Annotated in this window: 14 protein-coding genes; 6 read left to right on the forward strand and 8 right to left on the reverse strand. The window is 68.2% G+C overall.

From position 1 onward, the window contains the following. The 5 genes from mbtD to A5740_RS05490 all read right to left on the reverse strand — a co-directional run bounded on the left by mbtD (nucleotide 1) and on the right by A5740_RS05490 (nucleotide 9,491). A complete protein-coding gene (gene mbtD / locus A5740_RS05470; RefSeq protein WP_076192096.1) occupies nucleotides 1-3,018 on the reverse strand; it encodes a mycobactin polyketide synthase MbtD in 3,018 nt (1,005 codons plus the stop codon). Then, nucleotides 3,015-4,358, reverse strand: coding sequence for a polyketide synthase (locus tag A5740_RS05475; RefSeq protein ID WP_076192098.1), 1,344 nt, complete (start codon nucleotides 4,356-4,358; stop codon nucleotides 3,015-3,017). The genes mbtD and A5740_RS05475 overlap by 4 nt, the downstream gene beginning before the upstream one ends. Then, complete coding sequence (locus A5740_RS05480; RefSeq protein WP_076192100.1) at nucleotides 4,348-5,094, reverse strand: thioesterase II family protein; 747 nt, start codon at nucleotides 5,092-5,094, stop codon at nucleotides 4,348-4,350. The genes A5740_RS05475 and A5740_RS05480 overlap by 11 nt, the downstream gene beginning before the upstream one ends. Further along, a complete protein-coding gene (locus A5740_RS05485; protein WP_076192102.1) occupies nucleotides 5,091-5,831 on the reverse strand; it encodes an AMP-binding protein in 741 nt (246 codons plus the stop codon). The genes A5740_RS05480 and A5740_RS05485 overlap by 4 nt, the downstream gene beginning before the upstream one ends. A gap of 90 nt (nucleotides 5,832-5,921) precedes the next feature. After that, entirely contained in the window at nucleotides 5,922-9,491 is a 3,570-nt protein-coding gene (locus A5740_RS05490; protein WP_076192263.1) for a non-ribosomal peptide synthetase, read from the reverse strand. 121 nt (nucleotides 9,492-9,612) lie between these two features. Here A5740_RS05490 and A5740_RS05495 point away from each other — a divergent pair, with 121 nt between their 5' ends. Further along, nucleotides 9,613-11,262, forward strand: coding sequence for a (2,3-dihydroxybenzoyl)adenylate synthase (locus tag A5740_RS05495; protein ID WP_076192103.1), 1,650 nt, complete (start codon nucleotides 9,613-9,615; stop codon nucleotides 11,260-11,262). A gap of 7 nt (nucleotides 11,263-11,269) precedes the next feature. On the opposite strand, the gene A5740_RS05500 is transcribed toward A5740_RS05495, so the two are convergent. From A5740_RS05500 to hemW, 3 genes are all read right to left on the reverse strand, one after another. Further along, nucleotides 11,270-16,453 (reverse strand): type I polyketide synthase, encoded by a 5,184-nt coding sequence (locus tag A5740_RS05500; protein WP_076192105.1) that lies wholly within the window; start codon nucleotides 16,451-16,453, stop codon nucleotides 11,270-11,272. A gap of 216 nt (nucleotides 16,454-16,669) precedes the next feature. Further along, complete coding sequence (locus tag A5740_RS05505) at nucleotides 16,670-18,067, reverse strand: salicylate synthase (protein ID WP_076192107.1); 1,398 nt, start codon at nucleotides 18,065-18,067, stop codon at nucleotides 16,670-16,672. Nucleotides 18,068-18,195: 128 nt separating this feature from the next. Continuing rightward, nucleotides 18,196-19,368, reverse strand: a complete 1,173-nt coding sequence (gene hemW, locus A5740_RS05510; protein ID WP_076192108.1) for a radical SAM family heme chaperone HemW — start codon at nucleotides 19,366-19,368, stop codon at nucleotides 18,196-18,198. Between the two features lie 94 nt (nucleotides 19,369-19,462). On the opposite strand from hemW, the gene A5740_RS29380 reads away from it, so the two are divergent. The 5 genes from A5740_RS29380 to A5740_RS05530 all read left to right on the forward strand — a co-directional run bounded on the left by A5740_RS29380 (nucleotide 19,463) and on the right by A5740_RS05530 (nucleotide 24,332). Then, the gene (locus A5740_RS29380) at nucleotides 19,463-19,567 is read left to right on the forward strand and encodes an Ms4527A family Cys-rich leader peptide (RefSeq protein ID WP_371454723.1); all 105 of its coding nucleotides are present in this window, start codon (nucleotides 19,463-19,465) and stop codon (nucleotides 19,565-19,567) included. Between the two features lie 93 nt (nucleotides 19,568-19,660). Then, on the forward strand, nucleotides 19,661-21,379 hold the full coding sequence (locus A5740_RS05515; RefSeq protein ID WP_371454717.1) for a nitrite/sulfite reductase: 1,719 nt from the start codon (nucleotides 19,661-19,663) through the stop codon (nucleotides 21,377-21,379). Then, nucleotides 21,376-22,119: a phosphoadenylyl-sulfate reductase gene (locus A5740_RS05520; protein WP_371454718.1), complete on the forward strand. Its 744-nt coding sequence runs from the start codon at nucleotides 21,376-21,378 to the stop codon at nucleotides 22,117-22,119. The genes A5740_RS05515 and A5740_RS05520 overlap by 4 nt, the downstream gene beginning before the upstream one ends. Nucleotides 22,120-22,126: 7 nt before the next feature. After that, the gene (locus tag A5740_RS05525; protein WP_076192112.1) at nucleotides 22,127-22,840 is read left to right on the forward strand and encodes a sirohydrochlorin chelatase; all 714 of its coding nucleotides are present in this window, start codon (nucleotides 22,127-22,129) and stop codon (nucleotides 22,838-22,840) included. Nucleotides 22,841-22,952: 112 nt separating this feature from the next. Then, nucleotides 22,953-24,332 carry a rhodanese-like domain-containing protein gene (locus A5740_RS05530; protein ID WP_076192113.1) on the forward strand — a complete coding sequence of 460 codons (1,380 nt, stop codon included), beginning with the start codon at nucleotides 22,953-22,955 and terminating at the stop codon, nucleotides 24,330-24,332. Nucleotides 24,333-24,344 lie beyond the last annotated feature (12 nt).

The raw sequence follows: 24,344 nt of genomic DNA on the forward strand, positions 1-24,344 counted from the left end.
TCAGTCACGCGAAAATGCTTCCTTTTCAGGTCTTTCCATCTGCTCGATCAGTTCGACGGCGGTCGCGCCACCGAGGATGGTGGCCAGCGGTACCGATCGGCCGGTGGCCTTCTTGAGCTTCTTACGTAGGTCGATTGCCAACAGCGAGTCGACACCGAGATCCAGCAACGACGCCTCCAGGTCGAGGCCGGTGGTGTCGGTGAGCTTGAGCACCGCTGCCAGTGCGTTCCGCATGGCACCGGCGGCATCGGCGGCGTCGGTGACATCGTCCGCCACCGCCGCTTCGGCGGTCACCGAAACGGTTGAGGCATCAGCTGTCCCGAGGAACGTGCGCAACCGGTCGGCGTCGGCGCTGAACACCAGCGGATCAGCCGGGTGATCCCGCAGTCCCGCCTCCACCGCCAGGTCGGGCGCCATGGCCCGCAGCCCAGACCGCTCGACCCGGCTGATCTCAGCCGAATCGATGATGCCGTCGCCCGGCCACAGCCCCCAGCGCACCGCGGTGCAGTGCCTTCCCGCGGCGCGCAGTTCCCCGGCGAGCGCATCCAGCAGCCGGTTGGCCGCCGAGTATGCAGCGTGACCGTATCCGCCCCACAAGCCGGATACCGAGGAGCACACGACGATACGGGCATCCGGGCGCATCGGCCAGACCTTCGTCAGGTTGGCCAGCCCGTCGACCTTGGCCGCGAAGGTATCCCGCACGGCCTGGCCCGTCAGTTCTCCGCCCGGAGCGATGATCGCCGATGCGGCCGCATGGATCACCAGCGACGCCGGGCCGATCGTCAGCTGCGCGACCGTCGCGGCGAGCTGCGCCGGATCGGTGAGATCGCAGCGGGGCGCGACGATCTCGGTTCCGAGGCCGGTCAATGCGGCCAGCTGCTCGTCGTCGAGTCCGCGGCGGCTGAGCAGCACGATGCGGCGGGCACCCTGCTCGGCCAGGTGACGGGCGTAGTGCAGCCCCACCGCCCCGGCGCCACCGGTGATGACCACCTCGTCGAAGATTCCCGACTCGGCATCCCACGGCTGTGCATCGGAGGTTTCGTCGCGCATGCCGCGCCGCCACACCGTGTATCCAGAACCGTTGTCCCGCATCGCGATGACGTCGGCGTCGGACAGCATCGCGGTGAGCCCCAGGGCAGCGGCGGCCGGGTCGAGCGCCGTCGGGGGCAGGTCGAGGTGCCGGAAGGTCTGGTCCGGATGTTCGTAGCCGAGGCTGCGGTGCATCGCGGCCAGTGCGGCCGCTTCGGGATGCGACTGCTCCGAGCTGCTCACCTGCTCACCACCGACGGTGACCAGCCACACGTCGCGGGTTTCGGCGCTCACCGCATCGGCGTAGCCGAGCAGCCCGTCGGCGACCCGCCGGCTCAGGTCTTCGCCCGCACGCGAGGCATCGACGCGTTCGGAGACCGGGGCCACGACGATCAGCAGATCGGCCTCGGCCGGTGCGACGGCCGTGGTGCGGGTGTCCTCGTCGACCGCACGGCGCAGTGCCGTCGCCACCGTCGCCGGCCGCTGTCCGCCGGCCAGGTCGAGCACCGCGACGCGGCGCTGTCCGGGCGCCGCGTGCAGCGGCCAGGGTTCCCAGTGCTGCACCGCCACCGTCAGCCCGGCGACCGGCGGGAGTGGCTGTGGTGTGGCCCAGAGATGTTCGGCGCGCATCGGGGCGAACGGGAAGTCGCGCAGCGACCGGTCGCCGTGGTTCGCGATGTCGCCCCAGCGGTAGCCGGGGTCGGCCATCGCGACCGCGACGATGTTGGCGCTCAGGCGCTCGGTGATGGGCTCGTCACGCCGACCCGATCCCACCATCAGGACCGGACCTCCGGTGAGTTCGGCCGCGTCGTCGAGCAGGTCGCCCATCGCAAACAACAGCGCCGGATGTGCCGAGAGTTCCACGAATATGCGCGCTCCGCGGCGCGCCGCCGTCTCGACGGCGCGGTCGAAGCGCACGGTGCTGCGCAGGTTGGTGTACCAGTAGTCGGCGAAGCCGGTACCCGCCTCGACCACATCGGCGGTGGCCGAGCCGATGAACTGCACCGCAGATTCGTCGAATTGCGCTGCAGGCAGCATCGATTCGAGTTCGTCGCGGGCGGTGTCCAGCGCGGTGGTGTGCGCGGGGAACCACATCTCGATTTCCTTGGCGAAGGATCCGCGTCCGGTGACGGTCGCCACCGCCGCGGCGACCGCGTCGGTCTCCCCCGACACGGCAACTGACGAGCGGGAGTTCACCACCGACAGCTCGAGCCAACCCGGTGTCTCGGCAACCACTTTTGCTGCCTCGTCAGGGGTGATCCCGAGTACGGCGACCCGGTAGGGGCCGGTCAACCGGTCGAGTACGGTCGCGCGGGCGATCACCACGGCGACCGCCTCGGGCAGTGTGACGGTGCCCGCCACATAGGCGGCACCGATCTCACCCAGACTGTGCCCGACCGTGATATCCGGTAGCACCCCGCAGGAACGCCAGACCGCGGCAAGCGCCACACCGTGGACGAACTGGGCGCCCTGGATCTGCACCTGGGAGAAATCGTTGGTGACCACACCCGAATTCGGGTCGGCCAGAAGGTAATCCAGCGGCGACGCGGCGCCGGCGGCCTCGAACTCGGCGGCGCACTTGTCCACCTCGGCCCGGTAGACGGGCAGCTGCTGGTATGCCTGCACCCCCATCGACGGCCACTGGCTGCCCTGCCCAGGGAACACAAAGGCGATGCGCGCACTCGAGCCCGGCGGCGTCGGACCGCCCTGGGTCCGGGTCACGAGCGGATGATCGGCGCCCTCGGCCAGCGCTCGCAGACCCGCTGCCAGCTCGTCGCGGCCGGCAGCCCGGATCACAGCCCGGTGGCGGCGCAGGCGCCGGGTCGACAGCGTCGTGGCGGCAACGTCGGCCGGGCCCACCTTCGGGCGGGTGTCCAGGTAACGCAGGATCGCCGCAGCATCGGTGCCGATCAGATCCTCGGTGTGCGCACTGACCAGAACGGGGATGCGGGTATCGGGAAAGGCGATTCGCTCGCGGGCTTCACTCATGCGGCGGCCTCAGGGGCGCCGGAAACATCAGGCACCGAGACGATGGCATGGGCGTTGGTCCCGCTCATGCCGAAGGCCGAGACCGCCGCAATGCGCTGCCCGTCGACCGCGGGCCACCGGGTCAGCTTGGTGGCCAGCCGTAAACCTTGGGTCTCCCAGTCGATCTCGCGGCTGACCTGGTCGACGTGCAAGGTGGCCGGGACAGCGGCCCGCTCGGCGGCCAGGATCACCTTGGCCAGGCCGAGTCCGCCGGCAGCGGCCTGAGCGTGCCCCACGTTGGATTTCACCGAGCCCAACAGCGCCCCGGCACCGGGTGCGGTGGCCCCGTAAGTCTGTGCCAGTGATCGCAATTCCGTGCGGTCGCCGAGTCTGGTGCCGGTGCCGTGACCCTCGATCATGCCGACGTCTTCGGGGCGCACCCCGGCCTGCTCGATCGCCTTGGCGAACAACCGCTGCTGAGCGCTGCCGCTGGGGGCGGTCAGGCCGGTGGTTCGGCCGTCCTGGTTCACCGCGGTGGCGCGGATCTCGGCCCGGATGGGTCGGCCGTCCCGCAGCGCGGCGGACTTGCGTTGCAGCACGAACATCGCTGCGCCCTCGGCCCATACCGTCCCGCTGGCATGGGCGCTGTAGGGACGGCAATGCCCGTCGTCGGAGAGCGCGTGTTGCTTGGAGAATTCGACGAAGTAGCCGGGGGTGCCCATCACACACACGCCGCCGGCCAGTGCCATGTCGCAGTCTCCCGCCCGCACCGCACCGACCGCGGTGTGGAACGCCGTCAACGCCGACGAGCACGAGGTGTCGACGGTCAGCGCCGGACCGCACAGATCCAGGGTGTAGGCGATGCGTCCCGAGATCACCCCGAGGGAAGTGCCGGTGATCAGATGACCGCTGTGGTGCGAGTACTCCGACAGCGGCGGACCGTACTCCAACCCCGACGCACCGACGTAGCAGCCGACATCGTGTCCGGCCAGATCGTCAGGGTTGATACCACTGTTCTCCAGGGCGCGCCAGGCCAGGCGCAGGCCGACCCGCTGCTGGGGGTCCATCGCGACGGCTTCCCGCGGCGAGATACCGAAGAACGCCGGATCGAACGTCGCTGCGCTGGAAAGGAATCCACCGAGGTCGTGGATGCGTTTGAACCCGTCGCGACGCGACCCCTGGAGCAGCTCACGCACTGACCAACCGCGATCGGTCGGGAATCGGCTCAACGCCTCGCGCTGTTCGGCCAACAGCGCCCAGTACGCGTCGGCCGTGTCGATTCCACCGGGAGCCTCCAGTGACATCCCCACGATCACCACCGGATCGGCGATGTCGACGGGTTTCTGCCCGCTAGAGCTCATTGACCAGCTCCGCCACGTCCTCGAGCTGGGAGTTGAGATAGAAATGGCCGCCGTCGAACATCGAGCACGTGTAGGCGCCCGTGGTATGGGTTTCCCAGCGTCGCAACATGTCCTCGCTGATGCGGTGGTCACGGTCTCCGCCCAGGGCGTAGATGTCCGCGGCGATGGTCACATCCTCGGCGCAGGCGTACCGGTTGAACGCCGCGTAGTCGGCCCGCACCGCCATCAGCAGCAGCTCGACGAAATCTTCGTCGGCCAACAGCGCTTCGTCGGTGCCGCCGAGATCGACCATCTCGGCGAGGATCTCGGATTCGGCCATCGGCAGTGCGGGCGCCGCGGCCACCGCCGACGGCGCCTCGCTGGCCGAGACCCACACGGCGTCGATCGTGACACCGTGACGTTCGGCGATGCGGGCGAACTCGAAGGCCACCACCGCGCCCATGCAGTGTCCGAACAGCCGGATCGACCCGATCCCGGCCCAGTCACCCGCGTCGAAGAGATCCTTGGCGAGCTCGGGGACCGTCGGCGCTGCCGGATGGGTCAATCGGTCACCGCGTTGCGGGTACTGCATCACGTAGGCGTCGGAACCGGCTGCGGCCAGCGCCATCCCGAATCCGCGGTAGGCCAGCGCCGCCCCACCGGCGTGCGGGAATATCAATGTGGCTGTTGAGTTTTCGGACCCTGGATAGCGCTTGACCCAGGGCTTGACGGTGATCTGGGTGTCCGGTCCGGTCACGATGGCACGGCGGTGTCGAGCGCGGCCACCGCATCCCGACGCCGTGCGGCGCGCGCGAAGCCGTTGCTCCGCCGCTCGGGATCGCGGCGTGGCGCGTCGTCGGCGACGACGATGCCCGCGCCTGCGGTCAGCGCTGCCATCACCATCAGGATCGGAGCCGCGGCGCCGGGCGCCGAGAAGGCGCCGATGCGGTCGCCGCTGCGGACACCGAGCCTGCCGGTGAGTTCCGCCACGGCCTCGCGTGCGGCGGCGTGGGTCACCGCCGTGGCGACCGCCTCGTCGACAGAGGCCAAGAATGCGCCGTCGCCGGGGGCCGAACACAGCGGGGAGATGTCGTACGTGCGCGCGCCGATTCGCAACGCTTCGGACACGGTGAGCGCGGGCAGCCAGTTCGGCGGTCCGTCGCCGGTGAACAATGCCATCCGCACACCGGTGCGCTCCAGCACCGACTCGGTCGGCTCGAGGGCGTCGACCGGTACACACACCCCACCGGCCGCCAGGATTCCCAGCGTGGCGATCACCGCATCGATGCCGGCGGAGAGGCCGGTGTAACCGATCACGGCCACCCGGTCCCCGGGACGCACCCCGGCCACCGCGAGGGCACCGGACACCGCGAGCGCGTGCTCACGCAGCTGCCCGTAGCTCAGGCGCGTCGTCGGCCCGTACACCGCCACGTCGTCGGGAGCGGCCTGCGCGTGGGTGAAGAACCCCTGGTGCAACGGTTCGACCGGTCCCACGTGCGTGATCTGTGTAGTCGTTCGACTTACTGCGTCCACAACGACCTCCTGACGATAAGCAAGCCTGCCCTAACTGAAGTAACTCTAACCTTAGTTGCCGAACGCCGGTTCTGGGGATGTGCGTCCCAACTCGGAAGCGACTTCGGCGCTGTCCATGCCGGTGACCTCCAGATACAGCTGGGAAACCAGCTGAAGACGATCCGACCCGGCTTCCCGCCCGGTCAACAGCGCGGCCATGGCCGCGACGGTGCGCGCCGCGAAAATGTCGGCCACCATCACCGTCGAGGTGTCCAACCAGTCGCGGATCCTGGCTACGAGCTGGGTGCCCAGCACCGAGTCCCCGCCCAGCGCGAAGAAATCGTCGTCGACTCCGACGCCGGACTGACCGAGAACGTCGCCGACGATCGCGCACAGGGCGGTTTCCAACGGTCCCGACGGGGCGCGGTAGCCCCTGGCCGCGGGCGCGCCGACAGCCGACAGCATGCGGACCACCGTGGTGCGGTCGGTCTTGCCCCGGGCGTACGGAATCTCGTCGACGACCAGAAGTATCTGCGGGATCATGTGGGCGGGCACCAGCTCGGCCATCGCCTTGAGGATCGCCGCAGCAGCCGCTTCCGCATCGCCGCCGGCCCGATCCGCCCGGACCACCGCGCCGAGCACATCGTGGCCACCGTCGACCGGTACCAGCACCGCCACCGCCGCGTCCACACCCGGGACCCGGCACAACGCGCCCTCGATCTCGCCCAGCTCGATACGGAAGCCGCTGACCTTGATCCGGTGATCAGCTCGGCCGACGAATTCCAGCGTCCCGTCCGGCCAGGACCGCACCAGGTCCCCGGTGCGGTACCAGCGCCGCCCGTCGTGTTCGACGAAGCGTTCGGCGGTCAGGTCAGGCCGTCCGCGATAGCCGCGGGCGATGCCGCGTCCGCCGACCCACAGCTCGCCCGGGACCCAGTCGGGGCAGTCCCCGCCCCGCGCGTCGACCACCCGGCAGCAGTTGTTGGGCAGCGGGACGCCGAACGGCACCGCGGTCCAGTGCGCGGGCAGGGCGTCGTCGTCGAACCCGACTTCGAAGATGGTGTTGTGCGTCGCGGTCTCGGTGGCCCCGCCGAGCCCGGCGAACCGCACCCGCGGCGACGCGGCGCGCAACGCGCGCACCAGGTCGGGACGCACCCAGTCGCCTCCGGTGGGCACCACCCGCAGTGACGACAGGGATGTGCCCGCTCCGCCGGCGGTGCCAGATGTGCCGGCTCCGCCGGCGGTGCCAGATGTGCCGGCTCCGCCGGCAGACACCAGCATCTCCAGCCAACCGGTCAGAAAGTGCAGCACCGTCACCTGGTGCTGGTCGATCAGCTTCACCCAGACGTCCGGATCACGGCGGTGCTCCTCGTCGACGACGACCATCGAACCACCTGAGCGCAGGGTTCCGTAGACGTCGATCACCGACAGGTCGCATTCCAGGTGCGACAATGCCAGGCAACGATCGGCCGGGCCGATGTCGAAATGATCGTTGATGAACTCGATGGTGTTCATCGCCGCATCGTGGGTGATCTCGACGCCCTTGGGCTCGCCGGTGGAACCCGAGGTGAACAACACGTAGGCCAGGTCCGAAGGTGCGACCTCAACTGGAATGAAATGCGTAGGGTCACCGATGATCTCGGCATCGGTCACAGTCAAGTGTGGCAGGTTGGGATGGTCGTCCCCCGTCCCGCAGATCAACGCGAAGTCCACCCCGCCGGTGTGCAGGATGCGTGCAGCGCGATCCGCGGGTTGATCCACCCCGACCGGCAGATACGCCGCACCGACCATCGAGATGGCCAGCAGCGCAACGACCTGTTCGACACTCTTGGGACCCAGCACCGCGACCACCTCGCCGCGGCACACGCCGCGGGACTGCAGCGCGGCCGCGACAGCCAGCACCTTGTCCTGCAGCTCGCCGTAGCTGAGGTTGCCGGCATTGCAGAACACCGCGGGCGCGTCGGGCGCGGCTGCCGCGTTGGCACGGAAACCGGTGTGCAGCACATCGCCGCTGGGAGTCGAGACCGACGCGTTGAGCTCGGCCCGCACTCGGCGTTGCTGCGCGGAGATCGCCGGCGGGTCCGCTGCATCCCAGGCCGCGTCATCAGCTGCCAGGCGACGCACTTCGGCGAGGTGATAGGCGAACATGGCCTCGGCGACACCGGGCCGGAAGGCCTCGGTCCGCACATCCCAGTTGATCATCAGACCCTCGGCCAGCGGTGTCGCCTGGGCGTCGATGAGCACCTGGGGGCCCTGCGAGATGGTCCACACCGGGGCGCCGAACTGATCGGTGACATCACCGGCGAACAGGTCACCCAGGCCGAGGGCACTGGTGTAGACGATGGTGGCCAGGGTCTGGCTGCCGCGGTGGCGGCTCATGTCACGCAGCACGTCGAGCCCGGATACCGAGGAATGCGCGGCCGTGGCGTGCAGCGTCTCCTGCACCACCCGGGCCCGTTCGGTGGCCGTTTCGGCGCCGGTCAAGTCGATGTCGAGCAACAGTGACGAGGTGAAGTCACCGACCAGCTTGTCCACGTCGGGGTGATAGGGCTCGCGGCCGAACATCGGCAGATTGAGCAAAAACCGCGACTGCGTCGACCAGTGCGCCAGTGCATTCGCATACGACGCACCGACCGCCATGGCCGGGGTGATGCCGCGCCGATGGGCCGCGGCGAACAGTGCGTCGCGCGTCGGCACGTCGAGGATCTCCCACAGCCGGATACTGCGGTGCGGATTGCGCTGATCGGACAACGGAACCAGCGGCAGCGCAGGCGGATCCGGCAGATCCGGCACCCGCTCGGTCCACCACTGCACGTCCTGTTGCGACGGCGGCGGCGCCGTAGCGGTCAGCCGGGCCCGGTACTCGCGGTAGGTGTAGCCCAACTCGGGCAGGTCAGCACCGCGGTAGAGCGCGGCCAGGTCGGCCATGAAATTGCGGTAACTCACTGCATCCGCGCACTGCATGTCCATATCGACATGGAGGCGCGTGCGTCCGCCGGGCAGCAGCGACAGGCTCAGCTGTAGCACCTCGTCGTGCAGCATCTGGTGGGATTTGGACTCCCTGGTGAGTTCCAACTGTTCTTCTGCGACTGCCGGTTCCAGGTCGCGCAGGTCATAGACGGTGACCGGCAGCGGGCGGTCACCGATCCGCTGCGTGCCGTCGGGCAGGATCTCGACCCGCAGCATCGGATGACGCGCGGCCAACTTCTCCGCCGCGGCGCTGAGCCGCTGTGGATCGACTCCGGCGCCGTCGAATTCGACGTAGAGATGGGCGCCGACGCCGCCGAGTTGCTGGTCGTTGTTGCGCCCCACCCAGAACGCATGCTGGATGGGTGCCAGCGGGAACGGCTCATTGCCCTCGCCGCCACCGGCGGTGTCGGGGACCGGGTCTTCCACATCCGCGTTCGGGACGTGCTCGGCGACCAGGTCGATCCACGCGGAGACGGTGGGATTTGCTGCCAGAGCGGCGAATCCGACATTGATGCCCTGCTTGCGCCACCGGCCCGACAGCGACATCATGCGGATCGAGTCGAGCCCGGAGGCGATCAGGTCGGCGTCAGGGTCGACCTCGTCGGGGCTTACACCCAGGAGCGCGGCGACCTCGTCACGAACCGTTTGGGAACTTGTCGCAACCACACTCACCACGCCTCCGAATCATTGAAATCATTCGCACCGAACTCTTAGTGCAGGCTGTCCTAACTTTGTGGAGGTTACCCTATATTCGATCTGTCAACAGACCCACCCGACGGGAGTCACAACACCGATGACCACCGGTTTTGACCGTGAACAGGATGAACTGGCAAACGGATTCACGCCGTTCCCCGAGGACCGCGCCGAGGTGTACCGCCAGGCCGGGTACTGGCAGGGCAAAACCCTGGACAGCATCCTGCGCGATGCCGCCGCACGCTGGCCGGACAAGCCGGCCGTGGCGGATGTCACCGGGAGCCATACCTTCGGCGAACTCGACGCCCTCGCCGACCGCATCGGTGCTGCGCTCGGCGCCCGTGGCATCGCGCCGGGCGACCGCATCCTGGTGCAATTGCCCAACACCCGTGAATTCGCTGTCGCCGCTTTCAGCTTGCTGCGCGCCGGGGCGGTTCCGGTGTTCTGCCTACCCGGTCACCGCTCGGCCGAGCTCGGGCATTTCGCCGAGGTGAGCGGGGCCGTCGGGCTGGTGATCCCCGACGTCGCCGCCGGTTTCGACTACCGCGACCTGGCCGCACAACTGGTGGCCGCACATCCGCGGCTGCACCATGTGCTGGTGGACGGCGAGCCCGGCGCCTTCGAATCCTGGTCTGCTCTCAAGGATTTCGCCGAGCCAGGCCCGCCGAACGTCACCGTCGACACCACGTCACCCGCAGTGCTGCTGGTGTCCGGTGGCACCACCGGACTGCCCAAGCTCATCCCCCGCACCCATGAGGACTACCTCTACAACGCCACGGCCTGCGCCCAGGCCTGCGAGATGGTGCACGACGACGTCTACCTCGCGGCACTGCCGGCCGGCCACAACTTCCCGTTGGCCTGCCCAGGGCTGCTCGGCTCGATGACGGTCGGGGCGACCACCGTCTACACCGACGACCCGAGCCCCGAATCGGCCTTCGCCCTGATCAACACCCACGGTGTCACGGTGACCGGCCTGGTCAACGCCCTGGCCAAGCTGTGGGCCCAGGCCTGCGACTGGGAACCGGTACTGCCGACCTCACTGCGCGTGGTCCAGGTCGGCGGATCACGAATGTCCCCGGAGGAGGCCCGGTTCGTCCGCGAGGGCCTGAGCCCTGGTCTGCAGCAGATCTTCGGAATGGCCGAAGGGATGCTGAATTTCACCCGGCCCGGCGATCCGGTGGACGTGGTGGAGAACACCCAGGGCCGGGCGATGTCTCCGCACGACGAAATGCGGGTGGTCGACGAGGACGGCCACGAGGTCACGTCCGGCCGGGAGGGTGAGCTGCTGGTGCGTGGACCTTACACGTTCAACGGCTACTACCGCGCCGAGGAGGCCAACGCACGCTCGTTCAGTCCCGATGGGTTCTTCCGCACCGGGGATCGGGTCCGGATCTTCACCGACGGCCCGCGGGCCGGCTATGTCGAGGTGACCGGGCGCATCAAGGACGTCATCCACCGTGGCGGTGAGACGGTGTCGGCCACCGACCTCGAAGACCACCTGCTGGCCCACCCCGCGGTGTACGCGGCCGCTGCGGTGGCACTGCCAGACGAGTATCTCGGTGAGAAGATCTGCGCTGCGGTGGTTTTCAAGTCCGAGCCGGTCAGCCTGACCCAGCTCAACGAATTCCTGGACCACCGTGGCGCATCCGCCCACGCCCGGCCCGACGTTCTGGTCCCGATGCCGACCTTGCCCACCACGGCAGTGGGCAAGGTCGACAAGAAGAAGCTCGTCGCCACGATCACCGGGTGACCCCCGACTAACCGCCCGCCCGAACCTCGCACTCCACGTCGGGGGACAGCAGCTCGATGATCCGGGCCGTCACGGCCGCCGCGGTGGGGTGCTCCCACAACAGTGTCGGCGGCAGCGACAGCCCGGTCTGCTTCTCCAGCTGACGGCGCAGGCGCACGGTCATGATCGAGTCGACACCGAGCTCGACCAGCGGCAGGTCGACGTTGACGTCGGCCTCCGGCAGACCCAATTGGCTTGCCACCGCCGTCAAAACGTGTGCAGCGAGCTGTTCGGTGTCGAGCTCCCCCGCCGTCGGCGCCGGCTCGGTGCCACGGTCAGGTTCCTCTTGAGGCGCCACATCGGCCAGGATCGGAACGGCGGCCGCGGCCGGAAGGACCGGCAGCACCACGACATTGGCGGTGTCTTCACGCATCGCGAGATCCAGCGCGAGCATCGCGTCGTCGGCGCCCACCGTCCCCATGCCGAGCGCATCAAGTTGGGCGGCAACGAATTCCGATGTCGATCCCATCCCCAGCCCGCGCCATGCGGTCCAGGCCACGGCCGTGGTGCGGTCACCCAGGCTACGCCGGTGACGCGCCATCACGTCGAGGAACGAGTTGGCGCAGCCGTAGGCACCCTGGCCCGGGAAGCCGGCCAGATAGCCACACGAGGAGAACAGCACCATCCAGTCGAGCTGCTCGGGCGGGAACACCTCGTGCAGGACCAACGTGCCGCGCACCTTCGGATGCATCGCCACGGTGAACTCGTCGGACGTGGTATTCATCAGTAGCGCACCGGCTTCCACGCCGGCGGCGTGGATCGCCCCGCGCACCGGTGGCAGCGGGCGCAGCACCGCGCGCAGGGCCTCGGCCGATCCGGGCGCTCCGAGGTCGACCGAGGCCACGGTGACCGATACGCCACGCTCTTCCAATGCGGTGACCGCGCGGACCGCCGCCGACGGGTTGCCGTGCGCCCAGGCCGACCGATCCTCCAGGCCAGAGCGCGACAGCAGCACCAGACGCCGCGCCCCGAGATCAGCCAGACGCTGGGCCATGCGCAGGCCCAGGACCCCGGTCCCCCCGGTGATCAGGTAGGTGCCCCCGGGTACACAATGCATCTGAGCGTCCTGCGCGACGGCGGCACTCGATTCCGAGGCGCCGAGGCGGGCTGCGAGATTCACGCCGTCGCGAACCACCACTACGCCGTGGCCGGGCAGTGAGCCCAGCGCACCCAGCGGCAAACATCCGTCGGCCACGTCCACGACACCGCCCCACAGCTGTGGATGCTCGGCGGCGGCCACGCGGCCCAGTCCCCACAGCGGTGCGTGGACGAGATTGTCGCCCTCGTGGACGCCGATGGTCAGCGCCCACAATCGCGCGGACACGCCCAGCCGCTGCTGCAGCGCCAGTGTCCTGGTCACGAGTTCCACCGCCGCTTCGGGCGAGTCGTCGTCCCGCGGCAGCACCAGGACCACCGGGGATTCTCCGAGTGTGGCCGGAAGGGAACCGAACTCGGTGAGCGATTCCAGCTCCTCGGGCTCTTCCACCGCCCGATAAGGCACCGCCGCCGCAGTGAGATCGTCGACCGCGGATTCCAGCCGGTCGACGTCTCCACCAACGAGGACGACGCCGGTCGGTGGCTGCTCGCCGCGAGCCGACACCGGGTGCCACGCCACCCGATGCACGATCCGGCGGGTGTCGACGGCCGACCATTCACGTCCGGGGTTTTCCAGTTCCTCGAAGGTCATCCCGCCGATCGCCAGCAGCACTGCCCCGGTTTCGTCGGCGATCACCACATCGGTTGTGGTGGTGCCCGGCCGCCGCCGCACCGACAGTATTGCGGTGGCCTGCGGGGCCCCGTTGACCTGCACCCGCTCGATACGGGCGGGCATTCGCAGCCGCGGCGGCCCGTCGAAGATCGTCGAGGCGGCCGAGGTCGCCGCGTCCACCAACGGCGCCCAGGTGCTGGGCTGTGAGCCATCGGCTGCCGAGCTCACCGACACCAGCAGTTCATCATCGCCGCGGTGCAAAACTTTGATGTCCCAATCGAATCCCATGGCTGCCACGCCGAGCTCGGCAAGGGTGTCGATCACGTGCCGGGGCGGCAATTGCTCGGCGCAGCGCGTCCGTGCGGCCGCCAGATCGATTGCACCAGGAGCACTCTCGACCGGTATGTCGCCGGCTGCCACCACTGCGCTGCTGTGCGTCAGCCACCCGCCGTCCTGACCTTCGGCGAGGCGGGAGGCCAGGGTCAGCTCACGGTCCTGCAAAACCACCTGCAGATCGCGGGCGCGCCCCGGCGCTACGGGGGTACGCAACCGCACGTCCGTTATTGCAGTGCCGGCTGCTAATGCGGCGCCCGCGCCGGCGGCGGTCAGGAACGTGTTCAACAGCACTGCGGCAGGTACGATTTCGGTGCCCTGCACCGGATGGTCGCCGGGGTAGGGCCGGGTGTCTAAGTCGAGCCGGGTCTGCCACATCCGGGTGGCGACGGTTCCGGCCACCTCGGTGCATCCGCCCAGCAACGTGTGGCTGGTGGTGTCGTGTACGGCGCGCCCGCCCGGCGGCGGGCTGGGCGTCCGCCAGAACCGTCGGTGCTGCCACTGGGTGACCGGCAGCTCGGCGTCCCATGAATCGGTTGCTGCCACACCATGCTCGAGGTCGGCACCATGGCAGTACAGCGACGCGACCGCCGTCGTGACCGCAGACGACTCAGGTGAGTTGCGTCGCAGCAACGGGATGACGGCGTGATCGTCCATGCCCAGGTGCAGCAAGGTTTCCACGATCGAATGCGATACCACCGGATGCGCAGACACCTCCAGGAACAGCCGGTGCCCGTCCGTGGCGGCTGCCGTGACGGCCTCGGCAAACCGCACCTGCCCACGCAGGTTCTGCACCCAGTAGTCGGCGTTGCGCGGTGCGGCGGAACGCGGATCGGCCAAAGCCGTGGTGTAGAGCGGGATCACGGCATCCCGGGCCGGGTCGAGCCCGGCGACGTTTTCGGCGAGCGCGCCGGTCAGATCGTCCATCGCGGGACTGTGGAAAGCCACGTCGGTGTTGACTCGGCGCACCACGATGCCCTGCTCGGCCCACAGGCGGCAGACCTCGTCGACGGCGGCGGTGAGGCCTGAGATGACACAGGATTCGGTCGACGCACTGATCGCAGCCACCACATCGGTGCGTCCGGCCAGCCGGGTTTCGGCCTCCGCGAACGGCAGCCGCACCAGCGCCATGGCACCATGGCCCATCACCGCACGGAATCCACGGGCGCGATAGCAGGCGACGGCAGCGCCCTGGCGCAACTCGAACACCCCGGAAACCACGCAGGCTGCGACCTCACCGACCGAGTGTCCGATCACCGCGGCCGGCCGTACTCCGCGCTCACGCAGGACCGCGGCCAGTCCGACCTGCATGGCGAAGGTCAGCGCCTGAACCCGGTCGGTGCCACCGAGTACCCCGGTGCTCAGCGCCTCGCGGGCGGAGAAGCCGAGCTCCGGACCGAACACCTCGTCGACCTCGTCGATGACGGAGGCGAAAGTTGGTTCTGCCGTGAGCAGTTCGCGTCCCATACCGGCCCAGTGCGAACCGTGCCCGGAGAACACCCACACCGCGTCCCGGGCCTGCCCCCCGGGAACCTCTCCGGTGACCAGCCCGGCGCCGGATTGCCCCCTCGCGAGGGCGTCGAGGCCGGCGATCAGTTCATGTCGATGTTCGGCGATGACCGCCGCCCGCACCGGCTCGTGTGACCGCCGAGCCCACAATGCCGCGGCCACCGGCGCCACATCCTGATGGCCGGCCCGCAGGTGATCCGCCAGCACCTCCGCCTGGCGGATCAGGCGCGAACCGGACCGCGCGGACAGTGGGAAAACCAGCTGACCGGATGTTCGCGTTGTCGTGTCCTGTTGTGCCGGAGCCTCTTCGAGCAGAATGTGCGCGATCGTGCCGCCGTAGCCGTAGCTGCAGACCGCCGCCCGACGCGGGGTATCGGTACGCGCCCACGGCTCGACTTCGGTGGGAACCCGAAGCCCGCTGTTGGCCCAGTCGACGGCATCCGTCAGTTGCCGCAGCCCGGCGGTGGGGGGGATCGCCTCGTGGTGCAGCGCCAGGACCGTCTTGATCAGGCCCATCACCCCGGCGCCGCCCTCCAGGTGGCCGATATTGGGCTTGACCGATCCGATACGGCACCGATCCTGACCGTCACGCCCGGCGCCGTATACCTCGGCGAGCGCCCCGACCTCGGTGGGATCGCCTGTGGGAGTGCCGGTTCCATGGGCTTCGACGTATCCCACACTGGCCGGATCGACCCCGGAGGCCCGGCAGGCAAGCCGGAACATGTCCGCCTGGGCGGCACCGTTGGGTGACATGATGCCGACCGTGCGCCCGTCCTGAGCAGTGGCACCGCCGCGGACCACCGCCAGGATGCGGTCACCGTCGCGTTCGGCGTCGGCGAGCCGTTTGAGCACCACCACACCGGCACCTTCGCCTCGCCCGTAGCCGTCGGCGGCGGCATCGAAGGTCTTGCAGCGACCGTCGGGCGCGGTGGCGCCGGCCTCGTCCAGGACCCGGGTCAGGCCGGGGCCGATCAATGCGCTGACCCCACCGGCCAGAGCCAACGACGTCTCCCCGGCGCGCAGCATCTGACACGCCTGATGCACCGCGACCAACGAGGCTGCGCATGCCGCATCCAGCGCCACACTCGGGCCGCGAAGATCCAGCAGATGTGAAACCCGATTGGCGATACCGCACAGCGATGTTCCGATGCCGGTCCAGGCGTCGATGCCGGACAGGTCTTCCATGATCAACTTGCCGTAATCGTCGGAATTGACGCCCATCAGCACGGCGGTGTCACTGCCGGCCAGCGCCCTGGGCGACACCCCGGCGTGTTCGAGCGCCTCCCAGCTGACTTCGAGCGCCAACCGCTGCTGTGGGTCCATCACCTCGGCCTCGCGGGGCGAGACACCGAAGAACTCAGCGTCGAATCCGGCGAGATCGTCGAGGAAAGTGCCCAGTCGGGTGACCTCACGCAGCACCGCGGCATTGCGCGGGTCCCGCTGCAGATACGGCTCCCACCGATCCTCGGGCACCTCGGTGACGTGGCTGCGCCCGTCCAGCAGGAAGTTCCAGAAGTCGGAAGGCGTGGCGACGCTGCCGGCGACACGGCACGCCAAGCCGATCACAGCGACAGGCTCGGAGACGAAAGGTTCCGGCGCCATGTCAGCAGGATCCCGAGCGAAGGAAAGTCTGGATAGGCTTGCCTAAATACGCTGCGGACATGCGGACCATAGTGGCACAGGTCAGCGGGTTCGGGAGGATTACCCCGCCCGAACCTGTGAATCTACTGGGAGCATCCCGACCGGCCGTGAGGTGCAGTTATACGTCCGACACGCTCGGTAAGACCGGCAGTTTCGCCGGCTTTGCCCCCTGTTAGCTCACTCACATACCAGCCCCGCTTCCGGCATGCCGACCAGGTACGGCGACAACGTGCTCAGCTTCTCGCAGGTCTCCTCGAACTCCCGAGCGGGTGTGGATTCGGCGATGATTCCGGCGCCGGCCCGCAGCCAGGTGCGCCCGTCCGCTTCGTAGACCGCCCGCAGTGCGAGCGCGGCGTCGAGCGAACCGTCGGCCGAGAAAATCGCCACCGCTCCGGAGTACAGACCACGTGGGAGTTCGTCGTGGCGCAGGATCGCGTCGACCCCTTCGGCCTTGGGAATACCCGATGCCGTCACCGCCGGGAACAGCGCCTCCAGTGCGTCCATCCGGTCCATCGACGGGTCGAGACGCGCGCCCACCGTGGACCCCAGGTGCTGCACGCTCCCGCGCTCGCGAACCGTCATGAAATCGGTAACCGTCGCCGTGCCGGGTTCGGCGACCTCGGCGATTTCCTGCAGCGAGCTGCGCACCGAGATCGCGTGTTCGACGATCTCCTTCGAGTTGGACTCCAAGTCGTCGCGCGCCGCACGGTCATTGGCGGCGCCGCGACCGAAAGCCCGGGTGCCCGCCAACGGCTCCGTCATCACCGAACCGTCTCCTCGCACGGCGGCGACGAGTTCGGGGCTGTAGCCCAGCGCACGAAGTGAGCCGAGCCGCAACAGAAATGACCGCGCGGGGTTGTTGTGCCGGCGGCCCAACCGGTACGTCGACGGGAAGTCGAGCCGGAACGGAACGTCGAATCGCCGCGACAGGATGACCTTCTGATAACGGCCCGCCACGATCTCATCGATCGCCGACGCCACCCGCTCGCGGTAGGCGCTGCCGTCCTGGCGAATGTCGACCGCCCGCGGAGCGGACGTCACCGGGAGCCCGTCGGCGATCAGCCGCCGCACGACATCGTGGTGACTCGGGTGGGCACCGCGCAGTATGACCCGCTCAGCGGTCACCTCGATCTGGGTGAGCGGACTGAATACGCGAGCCAACGGTGTCTTCGGCGGCAGTCGGTCGGCCAGGCCGAACTTGTACGCCCCGAATTCGAATGCGACCCAACCAAACGCGGTGTCGGAACTGGTTTCAGGGTCGGCGAGCATCTGATCCACCGCTTGCCCCAGCACGCTGCCCGGCCTGCCGGTCCACGACCGACTGGCCACCACGGCGCCCTCGTGGGTGAGCCGTATCTCATCGCTGTCCAGTTCGACGCCGCGCTGCGATCCGGACGCCAACAGCCATCGGTTTCCCCGCTCGTAGACCACATAGTCATTTCCGTCAGCGTCACCCGCGCGGGCGATCTCGGCGACCAGATCGGCAGGACAGATCGCGCCATCACCTGTCGGCAGCTCGATCGAGACGAGGGCGGCCGAAGCACTGCAGTCAGCTTGGGCATTCCTGGTGAGCATTCGGCAAAGCATAGCCTCGCCTAACTCATTGCACAGACCTACGTACCGAACACGGTTGCTTTGCGAGATCGCAAGCTTTCACACAGACAACGCACAGATTTCACACAGGAAGCGTGACGCTCCCCTCCCTACCCCAGCAAGTCGCGTACCACTGCATCGGCAAGCAGACGGCCACGGTCGGTCAACACCAGCGAGGACTGGTGCGAGGCCAGAAGGCCTTCACCACACAGGGTTTCGGCCCGCGACCGCTCAGCGGGATCGAGTAGTGCCACCGGAAGCCCGTCGCGAACCCTGACCCGCAGCATCACGTCCTCGACATGCCGATCGCGTGTATCCAGCTCCTCGAAATCAGCGATCGGCAACGTGTCGTCCGCCAACGCCTGCGCATAAGCGTTGGGATGCTTGACGTTCCACCACCGAGTCGCTCCCAGGAATCCGTGCGCTCCCGGACCGGCGCCCCACCACTCGCCGCCGTTCCAGTAGCCGAGGTTGTGCCGGCACTCCCCGCCCGCCCGACTCCAGTTCGACACCTCGTACCAATTCAGGCCGGCCGCCGACAGCCGGGCGTCGAGCAATTCGTAACGCTGCGCGAGCACGTCGTCGTCGGGCCGGGCGATCTCACCGCGACGTACGCGTCGCGCCAGCGCCGTACCATCCTCGACGATGAGCGAGTACGCCGACACATGGTCGACGCCGGCGCCCACCGCGACGTCGATCGAGCGTCGCAGATCGTCGTCGGACTCCCCCGGGGTCCCGTAGATCAGGTCGATGTTGACGTGCTCGAATCCCTCGGCGCGGGCCTCCCTGGCCGCTGCCGGGGCCCGTCCCGGCGAGTGCGTGCGATCCAGCACAGCCAGCACCTGCGGCGCCGCCGACTGCATGCCCAGCGAGATCCGGGTGTAACCCGCCTCGCGCAGCGTCGCGAACATCTGCGGCGAGGTGGATTCCGGGTTGGCCTCGGTGGTGACCTCCGCGCCGGCGGCCAGGGTGAAGTTGTCGCGGACGGCTTCCATTACCGCGGCCAGACCGGTCCCGCCCAGCAACGACGGAGTGCCGCCGCCCACGAACACCGTCTGCACCGCCACCGAACCGACCTTGGCGGCGGCCAGCCGCAGTTCGACGCGCAGCGCGGCCAGCCAGCCGTCGGGGTTGGCGCCCCCGAGCTCAGCCGGCGTATAGGTGTTGAAGTCGCAGTATCCGCACCGGGTGGCGCAGAACGGGACATGGATGTAGATCCCGAACGGACGGCCGGGATGGGGCGCCAACTCGGGTTGGCCGGCGGTCGCGGTACGGGTGTTCATGGCATCAATTTTCCCAGATTGTCCAGCGATGACTTTTGCTCACCGTGAACGCAAATATGGCCCGGTTAGGGCAGGTGACGACAATCGTGGCACAATGGCGAGCGTGACTGCCGCCCGCAACAGCGCCACCCGCATTCAGCTGGTGGCTCGTCGGCATGTCGATTTCAAGCGCGTTTGTAGCTGTTGCTGTCTGCCTTGACCTCGCGTTGATTTCGGACCCCGCCCGCCCCCATAGTTCCAGCTGGCACCGGATCTGCGCCGCCGGACAGCCACCGGTGATCTGCGCGTCTGAATGCCAGCTCCTTTGCGAAGGAGCACAACAGTGACAACCCCCGAGGCCCCCGTGAAGGCCGACCGCCCCGCGAAGAAGCCCCGCGACGAAGGTCAGTGGGCGCTGGGCAACCGCGAACCACTCAACCACCCCGAGACGTTCAAGCAGGAGGACGACGCCCTCAACGTCCGGCAACGGATTCTCGACGTCTACTCCAAGCAGGGTTTCGACTCGATCGCCACCGACGACCTGCGCGGCCGGTTCCGCTGGATGGGCCTGTACACCCAGCGCACCGAGGGCTACGACGGCACGTTCACCGGCGACGACAATGCCGACCTGCTGGAAGCCAAGTTCTTCATGATGCGGGTGCGCACCGACGGCAAGGCGCTCTCGGCGCAGGCGGTCCGCACCCTGGGTCAGATCTCGGTCGACTTCGCCCGCGACAGCGCTGACATCACCGACCGGGAAAATCTGCAGTACCACTGGCTGCGCATCGAGGACATCCCGGAGATCTGGCGCCGCCTCGACGAGGTCGGACTGCAGACCATGGAGGCCTGCGGCGACTGCCCGCGCGGCATGCTCGGGTCTCCCCTGGCCGGAGACTCGCTGGACGAGGTGGTCGATCCCACTCCGGCACTGCGGGCGATCGAACAGCGCTACATCGGCAACCCGGAGTTCTCCAACCTGCCGCGCAAGTACAAGACCGCGATCTCGGGGCTTCAGGACGTCGCCCACGAGATCAACGACGTCTCGTTCATCGGGGTCAACCACCCTGAGCACGGTCCAGGTCTGGACGTGTGGGTCGGTGGTGGGTTGTCCACCAACCCCATGCTGGCCCAACGCCTCGGGGTGTGGGTGCCGCTGGAAGAGGTCGCCGACGTGTGGGAAGGCATCACCTCGATCTTCCGGGACTACGGCTACCGCCGGTTGCGGTCCAAGGCGCGGTTGAAGTTCCTGGTCAAGGACTGGGGGCCGCAGAAGTTCCGTGAGGTGCTCGAAACCGAGTACCTCAAGCGTCCCCTCATCGACGGGCCGGCACCCGAGCAGGTGCCTCACACCGTCGACCACGTCGGCGTGCAGAAGATCCGCAACGGGCTGAACGCGGTAGGCGCCTCGGCCATCGCCGGCCGCGTCTCGGGCACGATCCTGACCAAGGTGGCCGATCTGATGGAGGCCGCCGGCTCGGACCGTGCGCGGCTGACCGCCTACCAGAAGCTGATCATCCTCGACGTGCCCGATGAGAAGCTCGACGCGCTGCGCGACGGGCTGGAAGCCCTCGGTCTGGACACCCGGCCGTCACACTGGCGCCGCAACCTGATGGCCTGCACCGGCATCGAGTACTGCAAGCTGAGCTTCGCCGACACCCGCGGCCGGGCCCAGCACCTGGTACCGGAGCTGGAGGCCCGGCTCGGCGACCTCAACGCCCAGCTCGACGTGCCGATCACGGTCAACCTCAACGGCTGCCCCAACTCGTGCGCCCGCATCCAGGTCGCCGACATCGGCTTCAAGGGTCAGATGGTCGACGACGGGAACGGTCCGGAGGAGGGCTTCCAGGTGCACCTCGGCGGCAGCCTCGGCCTGGACAGCGGATTCGGCCGCAAACTGCGCCAGCACAAGGTGCTGGCGACCGAGCTCGTCGAGTACATCGATCGGGTGGTCCGCAATTTCGTGAAACAACGCGAGGACGGCGAGCGTTTCGCCCAATGGGCGGTGCGTGCCGACGAAGACGATTTGCGATGAGCCGCTCGCGCGAAGAGCTGACAGACACGATGACCGAGGTGAGCGCATTGAGTGAAGCGGAATTGATCGAGCTTGCCGAGCGCGGGGCGGCCGAACTGGCCGATGCCGGCGCCGAAGACCTGCTGCGCTGGACCGACGAGCATTTTCGTGGGTCCTACGTAGTCGCGTCGAACATGCAGGATGCCGTCCTGGTCGAGATGGCCGCCAAGGTGCGTCCGGGAGTGGACGTGTTGTTCCTCGACACCGGCTACCACTTCGCCGAGACCATCGGCACCCGGGATGCCGTCGAGGCGGTCTACGACGTTCGGGTGGTCAACGTGGCCCCGGAGCGCACCGTCGCCCAGCAGGACGAACTTCTCGGCAAGGACCTGTTCTCGCGGGACGCCGGCGAGTGCTGCCGGTTGCGCAAGGTGGAGCCGCTGAGCAAAGCCCTGTCGGGTTACCGCGCCTGGGTTACCGGAATCCGCCGGGTCGAGGCGCCGACGCGGGCCAATGCCCCGCTGATCAGCTGGGACAGCGCGTTCGGGCTGGTCAAGATCAACCCGATTGCGGCCTGGTCCGACGAGGACATGCAGACTTACATCGACGCCAACGACATCTTGGTCAATCCCCTTGTCCACGAAGGCTATCCATCCATCGGATGTGCACCGTGCACCAGCAAGCCGGTCGCGGGCGCCGATCCGCGCAGCGGCCGGTGGGCCGGCCAGACCAAGACCGAATGCGGTCTGCACGCCTCGTGAGGTTTCCGTGACGCTCGTCCTCACCGCACACGGCAGCGCGGATCCGCGTTCGTCGGCGAACGCGCGCGCCATCGGCGGGCATCTGCGCCGGCTGCTGCCCGAGACCGAGGTACGGGTCGCGTTCTGTGAGCAGAACGCGCCCAATCTCACCGAGGTGCTGCCCAAGGTCGAAGCCGGCGCCGTGGTGGTGCCGATGCTGCTCGGCAGCGCCTATCACGCCCGGATCGACATTCCGGAGTTGATTGCCGGCTCCGGTGCCGAGGTGATCCAGGCCGACGTGCTCGGTGACGATCCGCGGCTGCTGCAGGTGGTGCGGGAACGGCTCACCGCGGTCGGGGTGTCGCGCTTCGACGCCGGATTGGGGGTCATCCTGGTCGGCGTGGGCTCGTCACATCCAGCCGCCAATGCGCGTACGGCTGCCCTGGCCGACGCGCTGGCCGTCGGTACCCGCTGGGCCGGCACTCATGTGGCGTTCGCCACCGGCCAGACTCCGTCCCTGCCCGAAGCGGCGGACCGGCTACGTGACCGCGGCGCCCGCCGACTGGTGATCGCGCCCTGGTTCCTCGCACACGGTCGTATCACCGATCGGGTGGCCGAATTCGCTTCTGTTGCAGGAATTCCCATGGCCGAGCCACTGGGCGCACATCGCTTGGTGGCGGCCACCGTGCTGGACCGTTACGAAGAGGCACTGGCCGCCCGTCGCGCCGGCTTCGCCGCCTGATCCGCCGCTTCCCTCCTTTCCCGATCGCTTGACTCCTATACCCCCGTGGGTATATTGGCAAGTATCGATATACCCCCATGGGTATATGCCATGTCCTTCGAGGAGTCGAACAATGAAGTTCATCCAGTACTACCTGGACTGTCTGTCCCACGCGTCGTACCTGATCGGTGACGAGACATCCGGGCGCGCCGTCGTCGTCGACCCGCAGCGCGACGTCGCCGAGTACATCGCCGACGCCGAGGACCTCGGCCTGCGGATCACCCACGTCATCGAGACCCACTTCCACGCCGACTTCCTCTCCGGTCATCTCGAGCTGGCCGAGGCCACCGGCGCGGCGATCGTGTACTCGTCGGTCGCCCAGCCGGAATTCGCTCACCTGGGAGTCGAAGACGGCCAACGTCTCTCACTGGGCGAGGTGGTGCTGGAGTTCCGGCACACCCCTGGCCACACCCCGGAATCGATGAGCATCGTGGTGTACGAACACGCCGACGACGCGACCCCCTACGGTGTGCTGACCGGTGACACCCTGTTCATCGGTGATGTGGGCCGGCCGGACCTGCTGGCGTCGATCGGCTACACCCGCGACGAGCTGGCCGAACAGCTCTACCACTCGCTGCACGAGAAGCTTTTGCCGCTGCCCGACGCCACCCGGGTGTTCCCGGCGCACGGCGCGGGGTCGGCGTGTGGCAAGAACCTGTCCACCGAACTGTCGTCCACCATGGGTGAGCAGAAGCAGACGAACTACGCGCTACGCGCGCCGGACAAGCAGTCGTTCATCGAGCTCGTGACGGCTGGACAGCCGCCCGCACCAGGCTATTTCGGGTACGACGCGATCCTCAACCGGAAGGACCGCGCACTCCTGGACGAAGAGGCGGTGCCCGAGGCGCTGGATTACCGTCGCGCTGCCGACGCGGTGGCGGCCGGCGCGATCCTGATCGACGGCCGTAGCCCCGAGGAGTTCGCACAGGGGCACCTGCGCCACGCGATCAACATCGGTCTGGCCGGTCGCTATGCGGAATTCGCCGGTTCGGTGATCACACCGGATACCGACATCGTGCTGATCACCGCCCCGGGCGAAGAACGCGAGGGCAAGAACCGGTTGGCCCGTATCGGTTTCGACCGGGTACTGGGCTACCTCGACGACCCGGAACGCGTGATGTTCGAACACCGCGACGAGGTGGCCGTGGCATCGCGGCTGACCGCGCACACCTTCGGCGAACGCGCCGCCGACGTCGCCGACCTGCAGATCGTCGACGTGCGTAATCCGGGCGAAACCGAGGCCGGCATGATCCCCGGTGCCGGCAACATTCCGGTGGGACAACTACCGGAGCGGGCCACCGAACTGGATCCGACGCGTCCGACGGTCGTCTACTGCGCCGGTGGCTACCGCTCGTCGGTGGCGGCCAGCCTGCTACGCCGGCGCGGCTTCACCGATGTCAGCGACATCCTCGGCGGCTACGGCGCCTGGCTGACCGCAACCCAGACTGTTTGAGAGACAGGAGAA

The sequence above is a fragment of the Mycobacterium sp. GA-1841 genome, assembly GCF_001954135.1.
In the GTDB taxonomy this organism is placed as follows: domain Bacteria; phylum Actinomycetota; class Actinomycetes; order Mycobacteriales; family Mycobacteriaceae; genus Mycobacterium.

What these genes read in the sequence shown, in the direction of transcription:
- mbtD (WP_076192096.1), bottom strand. Translation starts at nt 3,018, where the DNA reads ATGAGTGAAGCCCGCGAGCGAATCGCCTTTCCCGATACCCGCATCCCC.
- A5740_RS05475 (WP_076192098.1), bottom strand. Translation starts at nt 4,358, where the DNA reads ATGAGCTCTAGCGGGCAGAAACCCGTCGACATCGCCGATCCGGTGGTG.
- A5740_RS05495 (WP_076192103.1), top strand. Translation starts at nt 9,613, where the DNA reads ATGACCACCGGTTTTGACCGTGAACAGGATGAACTGGCAAACGGATTC.
- A5740_RS05500 (WP_076192105.1), bottom strand. Translation starts at nt 16,453, where the DNA reads ATGGCGCCGGAACCTTTCGTCTCCGAGCCTGTCGCTGTGATCGGCTTG.
- A5740_RS05505 (WP_076192107.1), bottom strand. Translation starts at nt 18,067, where the DNA reads ATGCTCACCAGGAATGCCCAAGCTGACTGCAGTGCTTCGGCCGCCCTC.
- hemW (WP_076192108.1), bottom strand. Translation starts at nt 19,368, where the DNA reads ATGAACACCCGTACCGCGACCGCCGGCCAACCCGAGTTGGCGCCCCAT.
- A5740_RS29380 (WP_371454723.1), top strand. Translation starts at nt 19,463, where the DNA reads ATGGCGAGCGTGACTGCCGCCCGCAACAGCGCCACCCGCATTCAGCTG.
- A5740_RS05515 (WP_371454717.1), top strand. Translation starts at nt 19,661, where the DNA reads ATGCCAGCTCCTTTGCGAAGGAGCACAACAGTGACAACCCCCGAGGCC.
- A5740_RS05520 (WP_371454718.1), top strand. Translation starts at nt 21,376, where the DNA reads ATGAGCCGCTCGCGCGAAGAGCTGACAGACACGATGACCGAGGTGAGC.
- A5740_RS05530 (WP_076192113.1), top strand. Translation starts at nt 22,953, where the DNA reads ATGAAGTTCATCCAGTACTACCTGGACTGTCTGTCCCACGCGTCGTAC.